The sequence below is a fragment of the Acinetobacter sp. YH16044 genome, from assembly GCF_013417145.1.
GTDB lineage: Bacteria > Pseudomonadota > Gammaproteobacteria > Pseudomonadales > Moraxellaceae > Acinetobacter > Acinetobacter amyesii.
Genome location: NZ_VPEK01000016.1, coordinates 51,085 through 70,062, shown reverse-complemented (window position 1 = coordinate 70,062; position 18,978 = coordinate 51,085). Strand labels below are relative to the sequence as shown.

The window sequence follows — 18,978 nt, the reverse complement described above, 5'->3', positions numbered from 1 at the left end:
GGAATTTATACAGTGTATCCGAATAGCTTGTTGCCATTAAAAGCAAAGAAGCACTGTAAACTGGATTCCGAACTAAAAATCTATAATCAGGAAATCAATAAAAGAAGAATTGGAATTGAGCATGTATTTGGCAGTTTGAAAACCTTCAAAATTCTTGCTGAGCGATATCGCAATCGAGGCAAAAGACTAGCATTGAGATTCAATCTAATTGCTGGAATTTATAACTTGGAGCTGAGTGAAAAATGACTTATGAAAGAAATCTATTACAAGCGTCCTTAATTACATTTAATTAAAAGTCAGGTAAATTCAAGCTTTTTTTAAAAGTGGAAGCAATTTTCTCAAAAAATTGGTTTAACCATCTTGCTGTGTATTTATATCGGCTATGTGATATGTAACTCACAGTGTTTTTTACATTTTGTCATATTGTTGCTGCGAAAAAATATGCTTGAATACATTACAAATGCCCAAGATTGTGCATAATGGAATGGTCTATAGTTACACAGGTTAAATTTATGGATCCGTCGCCGTGCGTTGGTCTGATTGAAGATATTCTTACAATCCAGAATGAGGAAGAGAGCTAATGGAATTTTTGTTAGATCCTGGAATCTGGGTTGGTTTACTTACATTAATTATTTTAGAAATTGTACTAGGGATTGATAACCTAGTCTTTATTGCCATTTTGGCAGAAAAACTCCCTCCAGAACAACGTGATAAAGCCCGTGTACTTGGTCTTTCACTCGCATTATTTATGCGATTAGGATTGTTATTTGCAATCTCTTGGTTGGTCACGTTAACAAAGCCCCTGATTACCGTTTTTGATTGGACATTCTCTGGTCGAGATCTCATATTATTGTTCGGTGGATTGTTCTTAGTTTATAAGGCAGTCACAGAGCTGCATGAGAAATTAGAAGGTAAACCAGAAGTTCAAGTGACAACAAAAGTGGCATATGCCAGCTTTACAGCAGTCGTGGCACAAATTGTTGTCTTAGATGCGGTTTTCTCTTTAGACTCTGTCATTACAGCGATCGGTATGGTCGACAACATTTATGTCATGATGGCTGCAATGATTGTGGCAATGGCAGTGATGTTACTTGCATCTAAACCGCTAACGGCTTTTGTAAACCGACATCCGACCGTCGTGATCCTATGTTTAAGCTTCTTATTGCTTATTGGTATTAGTTTGATAGCAGAAGGTTTTGGTTTCCATATTCCGAAAGGCTATATCTACTCAGGTATTGGTGTTGCGATTGTCATCGAAGCCTTTAACCAGTTTAGTCAACGCAATGCTCAAAAACACGAAGCGAAAATTCCATTACGCCATCGTACTGCAGACAGTATTTTAAAACTGATGGGTGGGCGCTTAGAAGCTGATCAAGTCGGTAATCAGGCGCAAGAAACCTTTGCAGACGAAGAGCGTTACATGATTGGGGGGGTGTTGACGCTTGCAGAGCGTTCAGTTGCGTCGATCATGACTCCCCGTAATCAAATTTCTTGGGTGGATTTAAATGACACACCTGAGCAAATTCGTGAGCAAGTCCTTTCTGTGCCGCACAGTTTATTCCCTGTGTGTCGTGGTAGCTTGGATAAAGTGATTAGTATTGTCCGCGCGAAAGAACTTATTGATGTTCTAGACAGTGAAGATGATCTAAAAGCATTGATTAAACGTCATCGTCCAATCTTTATTTTCCAAAAGATGAAGGTGATTGATGCGATTAATACCTTGCGTACCTCAAAAGGCTCTTTGGTGCTGGTTACGGATGAGTTTGGGGCGGTACAAGGTCTGATTTCACCACTCGATGTGTTTGAAGCGATTGCTGGTGAATTCCCTGATGCAGATGAACAACTTGATTTGATTAAAATCGATGATGAACATTGGAAAGCTTCAGGCATGCTCGATCTGTATCAGTTAGAACTTGAATTGGAAATGCTGGATTTGATCGAAGAAGATGATGGTTATATCAGTGTTTCAGGTCTTATTTTAGATCAGACCCACGGCAATGTAGAAGTCGGTACTGTGGTTGATTTTAAAGGCATTCAATTTAAAGTCACGGCAATGGATGAAAACCGCATTAAAACGGTTGATATCTATTACCAGGCCTAATGCTCAAATATTAAAAATGACCCTAAGACAGCTTTTCGAAGCTGTCTTTTTTGTATGACTAGAAAGTATAAGAAATCCTATATAACAGGGGCTGCAATTCACGATGTTAAAACGTATCATATTTACATGATGTAACAGTCAAGGAACGCTATATCTTTTGAGTTATTAGATGGCTAAAACGGTTCAAAAGTAAGAAATATTGATAGGGTTGATTTTAAAAAAGCATGAGGTTAAATAGCGATTCATTTTTAACTTGGGGTTTTAATCATCATTGATGATCTATGAATAATTTTATTTCATTTAAATACCGCTTCGGAAAACTTTATAACTAGGTACTTTGAAGAAATTCAAAGTTAATCCATTAAAAAAATGGGTGTTGGTATGGCGATCACTGAGAATATCATTGATTTTAGTAAACTCACGACTGAAGAAAAACATGAGTTGTTTCAACGGCTCTGGGAGTTTGATCAATGTATTTTCCCAACTTCTAAGATTGAGCAACTCTATCAATACATGCATGACCCCGATATTGTTGCCTTACCAATCATTCAGTATTTTGAACAGGAAAAACTGATTGGGCAAAACATTGTGCGTATATTAAAAATTATGCATAACAATCGGCCGATTTTTATTTTTAATTCACGGGCAGGGGTATTGGTTGATTATCGTCGGAAAAACCTGACCTTAAACTCGGCGATTAAAGTGGCAATGCAGTATCAGATTCGTTTTCCAGCGATTCCAATGTGGTTTGTGGCTACATTGGCACAACCAAAGGTATATACATTATTTGCCTCGCGCTCTGTTAAGTTTTATCCAAGACATGGTGTCCCGATGCCCACAGAGTATATGGATGTTTTAAATAGTTATAAAATCCGTCAGCATGATGTGCAGCATCGGGCTGAGGATATTTTTGTTCATCGTTGTGATTTACCGAAGGTGACGCCTGAGCAATTGGTTCGGCTACGGAAAAAATCTGATGAACATGTTCAATTTTTTATGCAGCACGTGCCAGATTATTTTGATGGCATGGGGTTAATGTGTATTTGTAAATTAAATGTTTCAACTATTTTTGAAGCAAGTATGAATCTGGCAGTTGGGCGGGCAGTTTAATGACGGACATGGATGTGTTATGCGACAAATGACGATATATCGATTATTCGGTTTCGGCGCGGCAATCTTTTTAACGGCTTGTCAGCCAGCAGAGCAAAAAGTACAGGAGCAATCGCAGAAATGTGTTGCCCCCGAAAAACTGGTCAAACAAATTTATGATCAAGAGTTGAAATTGCATGCTTTGAGTAAAGATCAACTTACTGCCTATTTTGAGCCATCGTTAGCGGAACGTATGCAAGCAGAAATTAACTGTAAGCAGTCGCAACAAGCGTGTAATGTGGATTTTGATATTTTCACGGATAGCCAAGATCCGCAGCAAGATTCGAAAAAAGGTGTTCAGCCTAAACTGAGTTTTGATGAAAATAAAAACGTCGTTCGTGCTGAGTTTAAAATTGGTGATGAAGCCAAAGTCTTAAATTATGAAATGAGTGATGGCGACTGTTCAAAAATCAAAAATATTGTTTATGCGGGGGACTATGACCTCGACATGATTTTGAGTAATCCAACAGAAATGATCGAAGATTCAGAAATGTTTGATTCCAATGCTGCAAGTGACAGTACGGCACAGTAAGTTTTTTGACGCGTTCTAATTATAAAAAACAGCATGAAACCCTGAACAGCTTGAGTCCTTTACTCAAGCTGTTTTTGTTTTTTTTCAAGCTATCGTAGCTTCATAGTGCATAAATTTGTATGTTAGCGAGTTGATTGAAATCATCTTCATTGAGATTATAAATTTCATCTAAAAATGCAACATTAAAACTGCCGACACTTGAGCTAATTTCATAGGCTTTTTGACCCGCAATCGCAAAGTGCAAATGTGCTGCGATCGTGCCAGCAGTTAGCGTTTCACTTACGGCGCAATACGCCGCTGTTAACGCACCTAAAGCGCAGCCTGAAGCCGTTACTTTGGGTTGTAAGTAAGACCCACCATTAATTTGTATCACCGCATTCATTTCTTTCGACAAGATGAAATCTGATTCGCCTGAAATTGCCACACATTCACAGTGTTCTAATAAGGGCACAGCATTTAAATAAATCTCGGCACTATTGAGCGTGCTATCGACACCGCGTGACTCACCTTGATTACCTGCAAGACCACTGATTTCTGATGCATTGCCACGAATAATACTTGGCTTGTACTGGAGTAATTGGTCAACCATTTCAGATCGCCACGGCAAAACGGGGCCATAACCGACAGGGTCAAGCACCCAAGGTTTATTTAAATTTTGTGCTGTTTGTGCAGCAATTTGCATGGCCTGCATTTGTTCAGACGTTGGCGTACCTAAATTGATATTCAATGCACTGGCAATAGAGGCAAAGCTTTCGGCTTCAAAGGGATTATCAATCATTGCAGGAGAAGCACCCGCAGCTAAAAGGACATTGGCGACATAATTGCTCGCAACTGCATTGGTGAGGATATGCACCAAAGGTTGTTTGGATTGAAGTTCAATCCACGCATTAATGACGCTTTGTAAAAGCGGGCTATTTAAGTCAGTTAATTCACTGTTCATGGTCGTTTCAAAATTTTCAGATTGATTCATCGTTTTCTCCCTTAGCGGGTGAAGTAATGGTCTTGATGTTTACAATTACGGCAGAACAGGGTCACATAATCTGCGGCATCATAATCGACAGAGAGCTCTTGTGAACCACAGTACATGCAGCGCTTTGTGGAATAAAAATTTAATCGTGGTTCGATTTTTTTCCAAGCATGGCGTATCGGTTGCACAAAGATACTTTCATCGAGTCCTAAAAAGTGAAAGAGCAAAATTTCACTCATTTTACTAAACGGTAATTGTGGCGGACGAGGGAGGGTAAAGGTTTCCCATTTTTCCTGTAAGCCACGTTCACGGTATTGCTGTAAGGTCTTTTTTAACAGATTAGTATTAATGAAGTTTTCATTACGTACTTGCAGAGCTTTTTGTTTGTGTAGGTATTCGAGTGCTGACTGAATCATATAGTAAATCTGCCCAACCGCTAGATGGTCGAGTAGGCGATAACAGAACACTTGAAAGCTTTTATTCCCTGCAATTTGAATGCCCCATGTCTTACAGTAAAACTGCATGAATTGGACAATTTCTTGAAACAGTAGGAGATACAAGCACTCTTTCACTTCGTCAGCGCTTTTAAAAGGAACACCCAGAGCTAAATTTTCATAAAACCAATGGCGCAGTTGCTGTGCTACGCTAAAAAGGCTGGGCTCTGAATATCCATCCAAACGGACATTGATATAATACTGTTCAGCTTGTAGTGCATCATCTTTCACAATCAAAATTTGCTCATGCACGAGATGCTTTTTGAGTGATTGTTGGAAGAAATAATTCGGGCTGATGTTATGATACTTAATAGCGTCCCAGTCGATAAATTCTTGATGTGCCGTATGTTCTTGGACGTGATTATCCAATAAAGCCAGCAAAAAGAGTTTCTGTAAAAAGCTCAGTTCACTTAATTCACGTTCAACGATATCTTTATTTTTAAGTTTACGCTGTTCTTGTAAACGGGTTTCTTTGAGTAGTTTTTTTCGTGCGGCCTGACAGTTTTCACAATGGCAGTTGTATTGCTGTTCTGGAAATATTTGATGATGACAGTGGCTACACTGATAAAAATTAAATTCTTGCTCATCTAATTTTTCAGCATCTACCCAATACATAGATGCACGACACAACGGGCATTGCGTACTTTCATCCATTTGTTTGCGTAGAATATTGAACATGTTGCCAGCGTTTATTGAAAGATTAAATTGATTATACACATCTCTGTTTAAAGACGGGTTTGGAATTTGAGTTGCGGCAGCTCAGGCGAGAAGTCGACAATTAAAAAAGCTGCATAGTGATGATGCAGCTCTTAGTCAGAATGGATTATTAATAAGCGGCTGGGCATGGGATCGATTCGTCCTCCTCTCCAAGTTGTTTGGCTTGTATTAAAGCTTGCACTTTTTTAGACGTAACTTTCTTAGTGCCTAATGCACTATATGAGTTAAGTAATGAACTGACCTCAAAGGCTTTGAGTGGAATCCCTTCGCAGGTCATAAACATTGCGATCACCTGATGATCGATATTTGCAGCATCAAGCGCTTGCAGGGTCTTCATATTTTCAATACGGATGATGTGTTCTTTAATAAACATAATGCACCTCTTTTTGTTTTAGCCTGATGATTTTGCTTTTGGCAATTAAGTAGATGCAAAACGCATGCTCAAATGTTTTGAGTAGACATTTTAAAGCAGATAAACGGCATATTGTTTTATTAAGATATTGAAAATAAATTATTAATTTAAAAGTAACAAAATAATATTGATGCGTATGGCTATGTCTAATGAATTCTCAAAATGCTTAAACTGTTGAAAAAGAAACATCTTGGTGCATCGTTTAAACAGAAGTATGCAATCAAATCTAAATCAGAATATTGATATGATTCGAGAGTTAAGGTGCTTTTTGGAAGGAATCACCTAAGCGATTGGATTTGAAAAGTATATTTGTATATATTGAGCTTATAATTCTAATGATCTCAACTTCTAGAATTGAAACCAAGCGGAATCTACTGAAATTGATACATAGTATGATTCAGCTTGATTTCTAAAGGTTTTGCTCTTATTTACCCTTTCTCTGTATGGAATACATATGTCAGACGCACTTAAAAACAGCAATATCACTCGCATGCAATTATATAAGCAGCCACAGGGTACGGTTGGTGCGCTGATTATTGGGCAAGATCAAACACTGGAAAAGACGATCGAGTTATTGGGCCTGGCGCAGCAACATCAAGTATCAAAAATTTATGTGGCGGGTGCGACGGCAGAAATTCAGCAATTCCTCAGCTCAAAAGTCACGGCATTTCAATTTTACTTTGCTGCAGACTATGACCGCGCACTCGATTTAATTTTCGAAAATCAATAATCCTCTAAGTCTTAAGCAGCAAAGTTTGAGCACAATAATTTGAAAGTACAGATGGATAAAGCACCTGTACTTTCTCTTTCTAGTATATAGGTGCTTTATTTATTTTAGGTAAGTAGAAAGTTTGCACTTTGCAGTAGCTGTACTCAACTCGGGCATTTATTTTGCTTAAACATGGCGAAAATATGTGCCAGCCTTTAAATTATTCAATAAAGATGATTGAAAACAACATGCGCTGAGCCCATATATAAATCATTGTAAATGCGAAGACAGCTTATGCATCTTGTCGTATGATCAAGTCATTCACAATGTGTTCAAAAAGCTGATGAAGCAATAACTAAGGAATAGGACGAGATATGAACATTGCGGCAAATCCAGTGGTCGAAGCAGACCAAACTGTTTATTTAAAAGATTATCAAAAACCATCATTTGTCGTAGATAGTATCGATCTAGATATTCAAGTCTTTGATGTGCATACCAATGTAAATGCAAAATTGGTGATGCAGCGTCAAACGGCTGGAGATTTGGTGTTATTGGGTCGTGATTTGGAACTCAAATCAATTCGCTTAAATGGTCAAGTCTTGCCGGCAGATGCCTATGTTGTAGATGCAGAACAACTGGTGATTTCAAATGCACCTGACCAAGCTGTCATTGAAACCGAAGTCGTGATTCATCCTGAAAGCAATACTCAACTCGAAGGTTTATACCAAGCGGCAGGCGATTTATTCGTTACCCAAAACGAGCCTGAAGGCTTCCGTAAAATTACCTATTATCCTGACCGTCCAGATGTGCTATCGGTATTTACCACACGTGTCGAAGCGGATAAAAAATTCCCTGTATTACTTGCCAATGGTAATTTGATTGAAGCGGGTGAAACCGGTGAAGGTCGTCATTATACCGTTTGGCAAGATCCAACCAAAAAACCATCGTATCTTTTTGCCTGTGTGATTGGTGACTTGGCTGTACTCAAAGATTCTTATGTGACGTCTGAAGGTCGTAATGTTGCTTTAGAAATCTATGCAGAAGAAAAAGACATTCCAAAATGTCATATTGCGATGGAAGCTTTAAAACATTCGATGCGTTGGGATGAAGAGCATTATGGTCGTCCTTATGATTTAGACAATTATATGATCGTGGCAACCAGTGCATTTAACATGGGTGCAATGGAAAACAAAGGTTTGAATATTTTCAACACCTCTTGTGTGCTTGCTGATGAAGAATATACGACTGATGCTGCGATCATGCGCGTTCAGTCTGTGATTGCACATGAATACTTCCATAACTGGACGGGTAACCGTATTACCTGTCGTGATTGGTTCCAACTCTGCTTAAAAGAAGGTTTGACAGTATTCCGTGATCAGTCGTTCTCAGAAGATTTACAATCTGCTGCGGTACAACGGATCGATGATGTTGCAGTGTTAAAAGCACATCAGTTCCCAGAAGATTCAGGCCCGCTTTCACATCCACCGCGTCCAGATCATTTTGTTGAAATTAATAACTTCTATACCGCAACAGTGTACGAAAAAGGTGCGGAAATTAACCGCATGATGGCGACACTCTTGGGCAAAGAAAAATTCCGTGCAGGTACTGACGAATATTTCAAACGCCATGATGGTCAAGCTGTGACTGTTGAAGATTGGGTGGCAGCACTAACAGCAGGTTCAGGTGTAGATTTATCGAGTTTCTTGATTTGGTATAACCAACCGGGCACACCAAAACTTGAAGCAAAAGGTGAGTACGATGCTGCAAATCAAACCTATACTTTAAGTTTGAAACAAAGCTTAAAAGCGCATCCGAAATATCCAAATTTAAAAGCAGTGCCTATTCCTGTGGCTTTGGCATTGTTTGATGCGACGAGTGGTGAACAGTTAGTTCTCAGCTCCGATGCATTGGTTGAAAATGGCATCAAAGATGGCGTGTATTTATTTGATACCGATACTGCAACCATTACATTTAGCGGTGTAAAAACTCAGCCTGTTGTTTCTTTACTACGTAACTTCTCTGCACCTGTTAATCTTGAATTTAACTATTCAGATGAAGAGCTTGCATTCCTTCTGCAGTATGAAACCAATGGCTTTAACCAATGGCAAGCAAGCCAAACCTTGTTAGAACGTATTTTGTTAAATGGCCATGATGCCGACATCTATGTTCAAGCTATTCAAAATACATTACCAGCATTGGTTGAGCGTGATCCACTACTTGCTTCACGTTTATTCGATGTACCGACAGAGGGTTATTTAGGTAGCCGTATTGATGCCGACTACAGTCCTGCCCAAGTGCAAGAACAGCGTGAAGCACTTTTAAGTCGTGTGGCACGTGAGTTAGGTGCTTTCTTTAAAGAGACTTATGCAACTTTAGACCCTGATGCGCAGAAAGAGTTTTCACAAGCCATGGGTGTTCGTGCATTGAAAAACATCATGTTGAGCATGATGGCACGTCAAGGCGATGCTTCTGTATTTGAATTGGCTTATGAACAATTCAGCTCAACAGGCAATATGTCTGAACGTCTTGGTGCTTTAAAAGTATTGGTTTGGAATGATGCACCACAAGCACAGCAAGCTTTAGAAACCTTCTATACACGCTTTAAAAATGAAGCTTTGTCGATGGACCAATGGTTTATGTTGCAAGCGGCACATCCGAAAGCAACTGCGGAAACCATTAAGGCACTGACTGCTCATCCTGATTATGACTTGAAAGTGCCGAACCGTATTCGTGCGGTTACTGGTGGCTTAAATAGCAATCCTGTCAACACTTGGAGCTTTGGTGTGCAGCATATTGTTGAATTAGCAAAATTCCTCGATGAGAAAAATCCAATTGTCGGTTCACGGTTACTGCAAATTTTGTCCCGTTGGTACACGTTGGCAGAGCCGCAGCGTAGTGAAGTCAAAGCCGAACTTGAAGCGCTTAAACCTGTCGTGAAATCGAAGAATGTATCAGAAACCTTAAATAGCATGTTAAGTGTTTAATCATTCAACCTCTCTGTACGATTGATTTGAGTTAAATCAGTCGTACTGAAATGAGCCTGTTGCCATGGCTATGGCAGCAGGCTTTTTTATATCCAGTCTTTTTATCCAATCTTTAGCTAGAATTGAAAAATCAATCATGTTTAGATGGCTGAAACTCAAAAATTTTCTCTGAGAATTTATTTAAATTACATAATAATTGCAATATAAATCACATAATGGCGCTACAATAAAATAGGTCTAACATATGAATGACTGTATGCGGTAAGGCATCCAAGTTCATGAATGTTTAGATTTTTTATCTATTTCATTGTGCAAGATTTTGAGGCGGGTCATGTTAGTTAAGGTTGATGAAGGTTTTTATTTAAACTCACATCATATTATTGCAATTCGAATTAATAGAGATTTGCTTGATACCTTTGTTGTTTCGGTAGAATACACACCCAATAGTGTGCAAAACACAGGTGTATTTGAAAAGAAATTCAATGCGCGCCGCGATGCAGAACAATACCTACAGACTCTGAATCAAATCATTGGTAAATCGTAAAAGCTAAAGTGCATATCGAATATTGTCTAGATTGAAAGCGATATGATATGCATTAGACTTAGATTGACGTCTAGCAAAAGGGATGAAACGCATCCCTTTTTTTGTGCTTATCTGAGCGAAACTAATGTGAAGAATTGAAAATAAATCATTCTATCGATACAACTCGATTTGCACGTCCGATATTTTCCTGACATGCTGTAGCCATCGAAAATGAGTTAAAACTATATGCGAATCAGTATTGTGGGTGCAGGTCGTGTTGCACATCATTTGCTCAAAGTACTTCATCCACAACATCACATTGTGCAAGTTTATGCGCGAAATCTTGATAAGGCAGAAAAACTTGCAGCAAGTGTAGGTGCAGAAGCCATTCATAGCCCAAGTGAGTTGAATGCTGAGATTGATCTATTGATCATAGCGGTGAGCGACCAGTCGATTGCAACCGTTATTCAGCAAGTCAAAGCCTATCTGCCACAAGTTCTGATTGTGCATACGTCAGGTAGCACCAATATCACAGTACTGACCCAGCAGCATTCGCGAGCAGGGGTGTTTTATCCTTTACAAACTTTTAGTTTAGATCGAGATGTGGACTGGACGTCTACACCGATCTTTGTAGAAGCCGCGGATTCTAAAGATTTGAGGACACTAACAGATTTAGCAAACAGCATGAGTCAAAGGGTTTATCAATATGATTCGGCACAACGTTTAAGTCTGCATCTTGCTGCGGTGTTCGCATGTAATTTTAGTAATTATTGTTATGACATGGCAAAGCAGGTTGTCGATGCAAAATACGTCGATTTTAGCTTGCTTTATCCATTGATTTTAGAGACAGCCAATAAAGCGACTCAGGCTGAACCGCGTAACATGCAAACAGGCCCTGCAATGCGTGGGGATCAAAATATCATGCAGATGCACGCCAATATGCTTGAGCAAGCTGATCAAGTCGATCTGAAAGTGGTCTATGAAATGCTGAGTCAGCAGATTTTTGAGCATCATCAGAAATAAACAATCTATAAAGAACAATGAATATTTATTAGCATAGAAATACATGTCAATCAGGATGTTACATGGCAAAAGATTTTAATAGCCCACAAGTGGTCGAAAGTTATGATGCACATATACGTAAATTAATTCCCGGTTATGAACTTGTCCATCAACAGATTCAGGCGGTGTTAAATTGCTATGTCGCTGAAGATGCCCATGTACTGATTATTGGATGTGGGACGGGCTATGAATTGGGCTATCTCATGGCCTTGAATCCAACATGGTCATTTACCGTTACAGAATTATCTGAAAATATGCTGAATCAAACACGGCAAAGTGTTGAAGCTGCTGGACAGTTGCATCGCGTCAAATTTGTTTTGGGCAGTCACACTACTTTTGAGCAGGCGAGTTGTTTTGATGCGGCGCTGAGTATCTTGGTGACGCATTTCATTCTGTTGTCAGAGAAAACTAACTTTTTAGCAAAAGCTTTTGAATTGCTTAAACCGCAGGGCATTTTTGTAAGTTTTGACTTGATGCAAACTCATTCGAATTTTGAGCAGCGTGTCCTACCTGAATTTTGCCAAATGCAAGGTTTATCTGCTGTACAAGCGACAAAAATGATGCAGCGTTTAGAGGATGATTTTGAACTGATTAGCCAGCAGCACTATCAAAATTTACTAACGGAAATAGGCTTTGATCAAATCCATTGTTTCAGCCAAATCTTTAGCTATGCAGCTTACAGTGCTTTTAAAACGTCTATAGATTAAAAATATAAAAAGACCAAGTTTGGGTGTTAAGTTCATCGATCATTTTGACCGACATAGTTGCTACCTTGCATGAGTGACGCTTGCCTCAAAATTTCGATCATCAGTTTCATCCTTCTTGCACGGTATCGCGCGTCATTTTTTAAAAAGAAACTTTTCAGTCAGCGTTAAATCACTTATTGTGCATTTATAAAAAGAATCAATTGGATGAAAATAATGTCAAAAATGGAATTTGATTATATTGTGATTGGTGGCGGAAGTGCGGGATGCGTACTGGCTGCACGCCTCAGTGAAGATCCACATATATCTGTGTGCTTACTAGAAGCAGGTGGGCAAGGTGATCAGTGGACGGTCAATATTCCAGCTGCATGCGTGGTGAGCTTACCGACTAAAATCAATAATTGGGCCTTTGAAACTGTGCCGCAAGCTGGCTTGAATGGTCGTAAAAGCTATCAACCGCGTGGAAAATGCCTTGGCGGTTCATCCAGTATTAATGCCATGATTTATATTCGTGGACATAAAAATGATTATGATCAATGGGCGGTACAGGGCAATACTGGCTGGTCATACGACGAGGTCTTGCCATATTTTATTCGCTCAGAAAATAACAACCGAATACACAATGAATTCCACGGTAATGACGGCCCTCTATCTGTTACAGATGTACAAAGTGACAATATTTTCCATCAACGCTATACCGAAGCGGCTCGTGCACAAGGCCATAAAGTCCTTAATGATTTTAATGGCGCAGAACAAGAAGGCTTAGGGGTTTATCAAGTTACGCATATCAATGGAGAGCGTTGTAGTGTAGCGCGTGCTTATTTGTTTCCGCATTTAAACCGACCAAATTTAACTGTATTGACCAAAGCCACAACACATAAAATCATTATAGAAGATAAAGTGGCCACAGGTGTTGAAGTCCAACATGCAGGGCAAATGAAACACCTAAAAGCAAGACGAGAGGTCTTGCTCAGTGCCGGTGCGATTCAATCACCGCAGATTTTAATGTTGTCTGGAGTGGGAGATCAGGCCGAGCTCCAAGCGCATGGCATTGAAGTGAAACACCATCTACCGGGTGTAGGAAAGAACTTCCACGACCATCCCGATTTCATTTTTGGTTATAAAGTCAAAGAATACCAAGGCACATTTGGCGTGTCCTTACCTGGCTCAATTGATATGTTCAAGCAGTTCAGTCGCTATCGTAAGGAACGACGGGGTATGATTGCTTCAAATTTTGCAGAATGTGGCGGTTTTCTAAAGTCTTCACCCGATTTAGCGATACCAAATTTGCAATTACACTTTGTCGTGGCGTTAGTAGATGACCATGCACGAAAATTTCATACAAGTCATGGTTTGTCGTGTCATGTGTGTCTGCTCAATCCAAGAAGTCGCGGCACGATCAAACTAAGTGGTTCCAGTATCAATGATCCATTATTGATTGATCCAAACTTTTTAAGGGATGAACAGGATTTAGAAGATTTGGTACAAGGTTTTAAGTTGACGCAGCAATTGATGATGTCGCCGTCTTTATCGAGTCATTACCAGCAAGATTTATTTACCTCACTGGTCAAAACAGATGATGACATACGTGCAATCTTACGTCAGCGTGTGGATACGGTTTATCACCCTGTCGGTAGTTGTAAGATGGGCGTAGATGAGATGTCTGTGGTTGACCCTGAATTGAAAGTCTACGGGATTCAAAACCTTCGTGTAGTCGATGCCTCCATCATGCCTTCTGTGGTGAATGGCAATACCAATGCCCCAACAGTGATGATTGCTGAAAAAGCCGTGGATATGATTCGTCAAAGTCAGCTCCAAGCGCAAGTAGCCTAGGTGTAAGCAGTTTTCCTGTGATTTGAAACAACACAGATAAATCTTAGATCAAAAACAGCAATAAAAAACCACCGCTAACGGTGGTTTTTTATTTCATTCAAAAATTAGTTTACTTTTTTGAAGATGAAGTCATTAATTTTATGGCCTGCTTCAATTCCGCGACGTTCAAATTTAGTTTGTGGACGCCAGTCTGGACGAGGGTAGCTATTGCCTTTACCTGCAAGGTTTTCAAGACGTGGACGTTCTTCAAGAACTTCGATCATCCATTCAGCATACGGTTCCCAGTCAGTTGCTGAGTGGAATGTGCCGCCGATTTCTAATTTTTCTTCAACCAATGGCATACGGTCATGAGATACAAAACGACGTTTGAAATGACGTTTCTTCTGCCATGGATCTGGGAAGTATAATTGCACAGTATTAATACTGTTATCTGGCATTTCACGTAGCACTTGGATGGCATCAGCATCCAGTACTCGAAGGTTAGTTAAACCTGCAAGACCTGCTTCATAAACACATTGAGCGATACCCGGAACATGCACTTCAATGCCGACAAAGTTTCGCTCTGGGTTTGCTTTTGCCATTAGCACCAAAGAGCGACCCATACCAAAACCGATCTCAACAGTTAATGGACGTTCAGGGTGTTCAAAATGCTGACGCAAATCCCCAACAGGATATTCCAAAATTAGATGACCATATTGTTCCAGCGCAGTACGTTGCGAAGTATTAAGTGGCGCAGAGCGGCGCATAAACGTCACGATTTCACGGTGTTCGTTTAGATTATCCAGATCTACAGCGTGCTGGTCTAATTGATCGTTCGACATAACTTTGGCAAATGTAAAAAATTCGAATGCGGTATTTTAAGTCCTGAGATGCACAAGTCAAATTTTTACCGTGAATAAATCCGCTTTTTGCTCAATCTTACCGATTGGAGCCGTGCTTCGCATTTTCCATGTACAGTAAATTACTTAGCTCAAAAGTCATGAATTAACATTAATCTAGGCTGTTTTTTCATCAAGATCTTCACTGTCAGCACCATCAGGTTTAAATGGCAAAATGGCCTCAATAACGGTACAACCCGGCTGTGACTGTATTTTAAATTCACCACCGATACGATGGATTCGTGTTTGCATACTATGTAGACCAACATGTAGACCTTGTTCAACATCGTTAGGGTTGAAGCCTATACCATTATCTTCAATACGTAATATCAGTTGAGTCTCTGTTTCGCACAAACTGACTTGAACTTTGCTAGCCTGACTATGCTTTAGAATATTGGTCAGGGTTTCTTCAGCGACACGAGTCAAATTGAGACATTGAGTTGCAGTGGGTGAGTGAATCCATTCGGCAGCAAATTTCCAGCTTGAGCTCATGTCTAATTCTTCAAAGAGCTGTACAAAGCGATGGCGAATCGGCGCCGCCCATTCGATCGGGGTGTCCGGAACTTTCGTCCCTATACTCGAACCTGAATCGATGACTTGTCTTAAATCATTACGGAACAGTTTAAGCATCGACATGATTTGTGGTTTTTCAATTTTATCATTTTGTTCTAACAGTAAAATTGAACGGACAATAGATCCGCCTAAACCATCATGCAAGTCATGAGATAAATGAATTCGTTCTTGAAGTCGTGCATTTTCAAGTGCGAGTTGATGTTGTTGACCGAGTGAGGTAGCAAGTTTCAGTTCTGCACGTTGTACATTTTCAGTTAAGGTCTTATTAAAACGTTCAATTTGACGGGTGTGTCGAGCTAAACGCAAAGCCAGTACGCCACCCAAAACGAGGGTCGTTAGTGGGCCAGTATATGGTGAGAGCGCATGGCCTTCCATGGTCATCATAAAGTGCGCATCATGTACCGCAATCGGTAAATAAATCAGATACAGCGTTGCAAGCAAATAGGTTTCGGCCATTTTGGCTTTATACGCCAAGTACGGGTAGCTAATACATTTGGTCACAAAGACTAAAACAAAGAAGCTAAAACAAATTTGGATGACGGTCTTTAAATAAGCCTCTGGTGCAAAACCAATACAGATCGCTGCGATAGTGGCAAGACTTAATAACAGTTTTTGAATTTTCGGGAAGGGATGGTTTGCAAAATACCACGCACCAATACAGCCAAATACCGTATAAAAACAGAAAATAATATTTTGTAGGCGGTCGACCTGTACGGTGGTTAGAAATGCAATTGGCCCATTAAAAATGATACACAGGCTATAAAATACCCAAGCCATGCCCGTAATGGTTAACCATAAGTAAGCTCTTTCATTACGATTGGCGAGCCATGCTAAAAAAAAGAACACAGCCACGACGAAATTAATCATCGTATTCAGTTCGACTAATTGTCGTTGTTCGAGTAACCAAATTTTAAAGGTGTCGTAGACTTGCTGGTATTCCCCAATTTGAACTGAACTGAGTCCTGATTTTTGGGTCACCGAACCATACACTTGTACCCAAATGGTATTTACACCTTGCTTTAAACTCGAGCTAGGCAAGTTCAATAGTCTAGGTTGATGTTGGCTTCGTGAAAAATGTTCTGCTGAAATATAGTCTTGCCAAAGTAGGGCATCGTTGATGTAAACCCGTCCACTTTGGGTAATGCCTTGTATGGCGATAGCAATGGGCTGATTTAACTGATGGAGGTCACAGTTCAACTTAAATTGGATTTTGTACCAAGCGATACCATGATAATCCGGCCAACGCTTATTCCAAGTGTCTGGAAGCTTTTGCAGATTTTGCCAACCTGTACGTGGGCGCTCTTGCTCGACAGCGCTTTTAGCTGTGGCAATATGGGTAATTTCAACAGGACAATGACTGCTTGAGATCTGTGGGGTGGCATTGGCAAAACTGGGTATAGCGATACAACATAGCAGGCAAAATAGACTCGCTAAGACCAGCAGCCGATTTGCTTGAATGCAGTGTCGTGACCAAAACCAAACCATCAAAATTCCCCCAATTTTGTGTATCCACAATTTAAAAAAATATATAGAAAGTCACATCAAATCTTTGTTTTATTTTTAATAGTTATAATTTTATGAGATGAATTATACAGTTAAATCGAATGAATGGTGAATTTTTCTCTTTTTATAGGCTTAGTATTATATGTAATGTCATTACACATCAGAGCTTCGATCTTTGAAACCCTTTGCTATATACATCCTGCATAGGGTTTCAATAGGTCACACTTTATTGAAAATTGATTTGATTCAAAGTGAATATTCAAAAATCCATTAGTCACTGACACGGTCAAGTAAAGTGCTACTTGCTTCATTTAAGCCAAAGACCTCTACTTGAATGTGTTTTGACTCAAATTTTTGCACGACATTTTTTAAAATATTGACTGAGGTAATATCCCAAATATGGGCATGGCTCAGATCAATTCGTACATGACTAACAATCTCCTGAAAATCAAAAAATTGATAAAAACTCTCAGAGCTACTAAAGAAAATTTGCCCATAGACCGTGTAACTACGGACGTTGTCTTTAAGTTCTGATATGACTTTTACCGAACTTTCTAATTGATTGATAATAAACAACGCAGAGAGGAGCACACCAACCAATACGCCAAGCGCCAAGTTATGTGTTGCAAGCACCACGATCACCACAGTAATCATCACGACATTAAAAGACATTGGATGCTTTGAAAATTGCTTGACAGAATTCCATTGGAACGTAGTGAATGACACCATGACCATAATTGCGACTAAGGCAGCCATTGGGACATAGGCCAACCAGTCTTTTAAGAACACCACTAAGCACAACAAAAATACACCTGCAACCAAAGTGGAGAGGCGAGTTCGCGCACCAGAGCTGACATTAATAATCGACTGACCAATCATGGCACATCCAGCCATGCCGCCCATAAAGCCACTGACAATATTGGCAATCCCTTGACCACGACATTCCTGATGACGATCTCCTTCAGTTCCAGTGACTTCATTGATCACTGTCGTGGTCATCATGGTCTCTAATAGTCCAACTGTTGCAAGGGTGATGGAATAGGGAAAAATAATCGTGAGGGTTTCAAGATTGAAAGGAATTTCAGGAATCAAGAAAATAGGTAAAGTCTCTGGAAACTTACCCAAATCACTGACAGTACGCAGGTCAGCACCTAAAAATAATGCCAAGCCACTGAGGACAATAATGCAAATCAGCGGTGATGGAATGGCTTTGCCAATTTTAGGTAGATATGGAAACAGATAAATAATTGCAAGCCCTAAAAGCATAAACACATAGCCCAAACTATCCATCTTTGACATTTCAGGTAGCTGCGCGAAAAAAATTAAAATCGCGAGTGCATTTAAGAAACCATACACCACCGACTGCGAGACGAAGCGCATAAGTTTTGCGACTTTAAAATAGCCCGCAATAATTTGTATGACACCAGTTAAAACCGTGGCAGCCAAAAGGTATTGCAAACCATGATCTTTGACCAATGTGATCATAAGTAAGGCCATCGCACCCGTAGCAGCCGAAATCATTGCTGTACGACCACCAAAAAAGGCAATGGTGACGGCGATACAAAACGAAGCGTACAAACCAACCTGCGGATCAACCCCAGCGATGGCTGAAAAGGCGATCGATTCTGGAATTAGCGCCAGTCCAACCACCAAGCCTGCAAGCACATCGGTACGAATATTGGAAAACCATTGTTCTTTTTTAAGTTGTAACACGGTAACTTTTCATCAAATCTTAAACGCGGCTATGTTAAAACAACTGAGTATAAAAATGCATAACAGATTGACTTGAAATCTTCTTGATTATGGACAATAGTCAATGAGTATATGTGTTTCAGCA

The 18,978-nt window shown here is 39.8% G+C and carries 16 protein-coding genes; 10 read left to right on the top strand and 6 right to left on the bottom strand.

Translation table 11 applies throughout. The annotated features are described in order from the left end of the window. From FTV38_RS10860 to FTV38_RS10845, 4 genes are all read left to right on the top strand, one after another. Positions 1–246 (top strand): transposase family protein (locus FTV38_RS10860; RefSeq protein ID WP_180022472.1); only part of this gene is annotated, 246 nt, incomplete at its 5' end. A gap of 334 nt (positions 247–580) precedes the next feature. Then, on the top strand, positions 581–2,101 hold the full coding sequence (locus tag FTV38_RS10855; protein WP_078193645.1) for a transporter associated domain-containing protein: 1,521 nt from the start codon (positions 581–583) through the stop codon (positions 2,099–2,101). A 381-nt stretch (positions 2,102–2,482) separates the two neighbouring features. Next, positions 2,483–3,211 (top strand): hypothetical protein, encoded by a 729-nt coding sequence (locus FTV38_RS10850; RefSeq protein WP_180022471.1) that lies wholly within the window; start codon positions 2,483–2,485, stop codon positions 3,209–3,211. A gap of 19 nt (positions 3,212–3,230) precedes the next feature. Continuing rightward, positions 3,231–3,782, top strand: coding sequence for a hypothetical protein (locus FTV38_RS10845; protein ID WP_180022470.1), 552 nt, complete (start codon positions 3,231–3,233; stop codon positions 3,780–3,782). Positions 3,783–3,882: 100 nt separating this feature from the next. On the opposite strand, the gene thiM is transcribed toward FTV38_RS10845, so the two are convergent. The 3 genes from thiM to FTV38_RS10830 form a co-directional block, all read right to left on the bottom strand. Continuing rightward, a complete protein-coding gene (thiM, locus tag FTV38_RS10840) occupies positions 3,883–4,752 on the bottom strand; it encodes a hydroxyethylthiazole kinase (RefSeq protein ID WP_180022469.1) in 870 nt (289 codons plus the stop codon). 11 nt (positions 4,753–4,763) lie between these two features. Next, the gene (locus FTV38_RS10835) at positions 4,764–5,921 is read right to left on the bottom strand and encodes a hypothetical protein (RefSeq protein ID WP_180022468.1); all 1,158 of its coding nucleotides are present in this window, start codon (positions 5,919–5,921) and stop codon (positions 4,764–4,766) included. A 148-nt stretch (positions 5,922–6,069) separates the two neighbouring features. Next, the gene (locus FTV38_RS10830) at positions 6,070–6,333 is read right to left on the bottom strand and encodes a hypothetical protein (protein ID WP_078188903.1); all 264 of its coding nucleotides are present in this window, start codon (positions 6,331–6,333) and stop codon (positions 6,070–6,072) included. A 493-nt stretch (positions 6,334–6,826) separates the two neighbouring features. On the opposite strand from FTV38_RS10830, the gene FTV38_RS10825 reads away from it, so the two are divergent. The 6 genes from FTV38_RS10825 to FTV38_RS10800 all read left to right on the top strand — a co-directional run bounded on the left by FTV38_RS10825 (position 6,827) and on the right by FTV38_RS10800 (position 14,187). Then, a complete protein-coding gene (locus FTV38_RS10825) occupies positions 6,827–7,102 on the top strand; it encodes a hypothetical protein (RefSeq protein WP_180022467.1) in 276 nt (91 codons plus the stop codon). Between the two features lie 353 nt (positions 7,103–7,455). Then, positions 7,456–10,065, top strand: coding sequence for an aminopeptidase N (gene pepN, locus FTV38_RS10820; RefSeq protein WP_180022466.1), 2,610 nt, complete (start codon positions 7,456–7,458; stop codon positions 10,063–10,065). A 331-nt stretch (positions 10,066–10,396) separates the two neighbouring features. Next, positions 10,397–10,609 (top strand): hypothetical protein, encoded by a 213-nt coding sequence (locus FTV38_RS10815; RefSeq protein ID WP_078193638.1) that lies wholly within the window; start codon positions 10,397–10,399, stop codon positions 10,607–10,609. 225 nt (positions 10,610–10,834) lie between these two features. Then, positions 10,835–11,611 carry a Rossmann-like and DUF2520 domain-containing protein gene (locus FTV38_RS10810; protein ID WP_180022465.1) on the top strand — a complete coding sequence of 259 codons (777 nt, stop codon included), beginning with the start codon at positions 10,835–10,837 and terminating at the stop codon, positions 11,609–11,611. 62 nt (positions 11,612–11,673) lie between these two features. Next, on the top strand, positions 11,674–12,357 hold the full coding sequence (locus tag FTV38_RS10805) for a class I SAM-dependent methyltransferase (protein ID WP_180022464.1): 684 nt from the start codon (positions 11,674–11,676) through the stop codon (positions 12,355–12,357). A gap of 213 nt (positions 12,358–12,570) precedes the next feature. After that, a complete protein-coding gene (locus FTV38_RS10800; RefSeq protein WP_180022463.1) occupies positions 12,571–14,187 on the top strand; it encodes a GMC family oxidoreductase in 1,617 nt (538 codons plus the stop codon). A 104-nt stretch (positions 14,188–14,291) separates the two neighbouring features. On the opposite strand, the gene trmB is transcribed toward FTV38_RS10800, so the two are convergent. From trmB to FTV38_RS10785, 3 genes are all read right to left on the bottom strand, one after another. Continuing rightward, entirely contained in the window at positions 14,292–15,008 is a 717-nt protein-coding gene (gene trmB / locus FTV38_RS10795) for a tRNA (guanosine(46)-N7)-methyltransferase TrmB (RefSeq protein ID WP_078188891.1), read from the bottom strand. 174 nt (positions 15,009–15,182) lie between these two features. Then, positions 15,183–17,123, bottom strand: a complete 1,941-nt coding sequence (locus FTV38_RS10790; protein WP_180022462.1) for a sensor histidine kinase — start codon at positions 17,121–17,123, stop codon at positions 15,183–15,185. Positions 17,124–17,411: 288 nt separating this feature from the next. Continuing rightward, complete coding sequence (locus tag FTV38_RS10785) at positions 17,412–18,854, bottom strand: SulP family inorganic anion transporter (RefSeq protein WP_180022461.1); 1,443 nt, start codon at positions 18,852–18,854, stop codon at positions 17,412–17,414. Positions 18,855–18,978: the final 124 nt, after the last annotated feature.